This is a genomic window from Bradyrhizobium sp. BRP19 (genome assembly GCF_020194195.1).
Taxonomy (GTDB): Bacteria; Pseudomonadota; Alphaproteobacteria; order Rhizobiales; family Xanthobacteraceae; genus Bradyrhizobium; species Bradyrhizobium yuanmingense.
This window is the reverse complement of the sequence record NZ_JADYVZ010000057.1, coordinates 1-3,030: the sequence shown is the minus strand read 5'-3', so window position 1 is coordinate 3,030 and position 3,030 is coordinate 1. Positions and strand designations below refer to the sequence as shown.

At 60.4% G+C, this 3,030-nt stretch carries 4 protein-coding genes; all 4 read right to left on the bottom strand.

The window, feature by feature from the left end; translation table 11 throughout:
* Positions 1–549: 549 nt before the first annotated feature.
* Entirely contained in the window at positions 550–894 is a 345-nt protein-coding gene (locus tag I6F36_RS38360; protein WP_225143902.1) for a hypothetical protein, read from the bottom strand.
* Positions 894–1,985 (bottom strand): IS5 family transposase, encoded by a 1,092-nt coding sequence (locus tag I6F36_RS38355; RefSeq protein ID WP_225143899.1) that lies wholly within the window; start codon positions 1,983–1,985, stop codon positions 894–896. The genes I6F36_RS38360 and I6F36_RS38355 overlap by 1 nt, the downstream gene beginning before the upstream one ends.
* 470 nt (positions 1,986–2,455) lie before the next feature.
* Positions 2,456–2,764 (bottom strand): EAL domain-containing protein, encoded by a 309-nt coding sequence (locus I6F36_RS39815; protein WP_249790062.1) that lies wholly within the window; start codon positions 2,762–2,764, stop codon positions 2,456–2,458.
* A partial coding sequence (locus I6F36_RS39810) for an EAL domain-containing protein (RefSeq protein ID WP_276573451.1) occupies positions 2,683–3,030 on the bottom strand: 348 nt, incomplete at its 5' end. The genes I6F36_RS39815 and I6F36_RS39810, both read right to left, overlap by 82 nt.

The following is a 3,030-nucleotide window of genomic DNA, read 5'->3' as shown; positions in this document are numbered from 1 at the left end:
CACCGATGCGTTCATGCCACTCGAGGTGGACCAATGCAGAGCCACATTGAGGGCAGTTTTTGTGACGTGCTATTGAGACCGACTCCATGTGGCAGCTCGTGTCATTGCGTCAAAAGGCCACAGCCGAAGAAGCGTTAGCGTAGCCGCCGCTTCGTGGTCGGCTGCGGTGGATGCGCCTCTCTGTTCAAACCCTATGCCAACTGCGACAGCTTGATCAGTAAGGGAAAATTTTTCAAGGAAGTGTACCAGACCGACTGCATGTCAGAAATCGGACAGTCAAGGTCATGTTCGAACGTAATGTCGCAAATCCGACTAAGTCTCGTTTTGGAAGCCTTGGGGGATCGTTTGGTGCTGAGCAATGCGGCCTGGGAGGTTTGGCTGATCATAAACGGCCTGATCAGGAGGGCTCCCACCTGACGGGGAGCCGCGGATGTCCGTGGAAGTGTGATTCGGATCGTGTGCGTCCGGCCCTCCCTGGAGTAATCAGGAGTCGTTAGGAGACAGCTCCGGCGCTTCAGTCGGAGGGGCATTAGCAGGCTGTTGAAGAACTCAGCCGCGTTCGCAAACGAAGGCTGAATCGTCGCCATTGTGTATGTAGAAGTGGCCGACGAGCCTGCCGGCAGTGCCGATCATGGCCCATCCGCGACCGCAGGTGGGGTCATTCTCATCGTGTCCCTGCCATGAGAACTCCGCGCAGGCCGAACCGTCTCGCGTGCCGTAGCGGACGTCGAGGAAGCCCTTCAGCGCACCGAAGGCAACTTCACCGTCGGACTTGCCCTTGAAGGTGAGATGCGCCTGTTCGACGAGATCGAGGAAGTCGCCGTCCCAGGTGTCCATTTCGACGATGCGCCAGCGGCCGGCAAAGGCCTTGGCGAAGCCGGGCACCTTGGCCATCAGCCGGCCTCCGCGATCAGCTTGGGCAGCCGCACCAGATTGTAGGCGGCAGCAGCGAAGGTAAAGGCCCATCCGACGCGTTCACGGCCACGGAAGCTGGTCTTCTCTTGCCCGGCGACCGTCTTGATCCAGCCGAATGCCTCCTCGATCCGCTTGCGGATGCGCTGGCTGACGGCATAGCCGCCGTGCCGGGTCGTTCGCCCGTCGATCGCAGAGCTGCGGCCGCTGGTGTTCTGCGCAACATGCGGCGTCACGTTCATCGAGCGCAGCTCGTTGACGAAGTCTTCTGCGTCGTAGGCCTTGTCGGCGCCAAGCGTGATCGCTGTCGGCCGGTCGGCACGCGGTTCGATCATGTGCAGCGCGGCCACCCGTTCGGCATGCCCGTCGGCCTGTGTCAGGCAGGCGTCGACCAGCAAGCCGTGGCGGTTCTCCATCAGCCCATGCCCGATGAAGCACAGCTTCGTCTCCTTGCCTTTCCCCTTGCGGTAAAGCCTGGCATCGGGATCGGTGGTCGAAGCATGGGTGTCGTTCGAGCGTCTCTGGCCATGGAAGTCCGCTTCGGCATTGCGCCCGCCGCCTTGCGCTGGCGGCTCGCCCGAGCCTTCCTTGAGCTTGACGCTCTTCATCGAGGCCCAGGCCTCGATCAGCGTGCCATCGACCGAGAAGTGATCGCTCGACAGAAGCTTCTTCACCTTGGGCTGCGCCAGCACCGCCGCCAGAAACTTGGCCGCGATGTCGCCTTCCAGCAACCGGTCGCGGTTCTTCGAGAACACCGAATGGTCCCAGGCGGCGTCATCGACGCCGATTCCGACGAACCAGCGGAACAGCAGGTCGTATTCCAGCCGCTCCATCAGAAGCCGCTCCGAGCGGATCGAATAAAACGCCTGCAACAGCATCGCCCGCAGCAGCTTCTCCGGCGGGATCGACGGCCGCCCAATCGGCGAATAGAGCGCGGCAAACTCGCGCTCCAGCGTTGACAGCGCCTCGTTCACGATCGTCCGGACCGCTCGCAGCGGATGATCACGCCGCACCCGCGCCTCCAGGTCGACGTAGCTGAACAGCTCGCCCGTTCGATTGTCGCCGCCGCGCACGCCCCATCTCCGAATCTCGTCGGAGCTAATGAATCACGGTCGCCGGTCGGCGGCGAGCACCTTTTTCAACAGCCTGTTAGGGGATTTGGATAACGGCTCTTCGAGACAATATCCAGACTTCGGGTATCTGATCGCCGTTAATTCAGCTCATCGTGCATCTGCACGCCGCCAGAGCGAAGAGAGTAGTCGAAGATCAGGCGCTTGGCCGCTCGCGCACTCTGAGCGCATAGGGCCGTTCGCGGCCCCTGTGCGTTGACGCTGGAGTCGGTCAAAACAGTGATGCACGACAGGCCGCCGCCCGCAATCGCGTAATCGAGCCAAGGTGATCTCTTAGAGTCTGCGCCCTGTCCAAGTGAATGCGCCCGCCCTGAGCAACAATGCAGGGTGATGTGTCGAATGTATCGCGGCAACTCTAGACGCTTTATTCTGATCAAGTGTCTCCCGAGCACGCTTGAACTCAGCGCGTCGGCTCACGCATGTGGGTTTCTTGCTCCATCTTCAGTGACCGGTCCGCGGCTGGCTTCGCGATCGAGCAGCGCGGGGATACCGGCGGCTGGAACGGGACCACTGAACAGGTAGCCTTGTCCTTCTGTGCAACCATTGAACACCAGATAGACGAGCTGGCGTTCGTCTTCGACTCCCTCGGCCGTGGTCGTCAAACCAAACCCTTCAGCAAGGCCGATTATAGCACGAACGATCACCCGGCTGTCAGTGCTGTCGTGGAGATGCGACACGAAGCTGCGATCGATCTTGATCTTGTCAAGACGAAACGAAAGCAGCTGGCTAAGCGTAGCATAACCTGTTCCGAAATCATCGAGCGCGATGCGGGGACGCCGGCTTGACGAAGTTCGTCAATTACGGTCTTCGCAGCCCCGTTTCTTTCCACGAACGCGCTCTCTGTAATTTCAATCTCCAGGCGGCGCGGACTAAAGCCGGTCTGCTCTAGGAGCGATATAATGCGCTCTCCAAGCGCGGAATCCCGCAACTGAACAGGCGAAATGTTGAAGGCAAGCGAAAACGTCTTTGGCCACGCAGTGGCATCAAG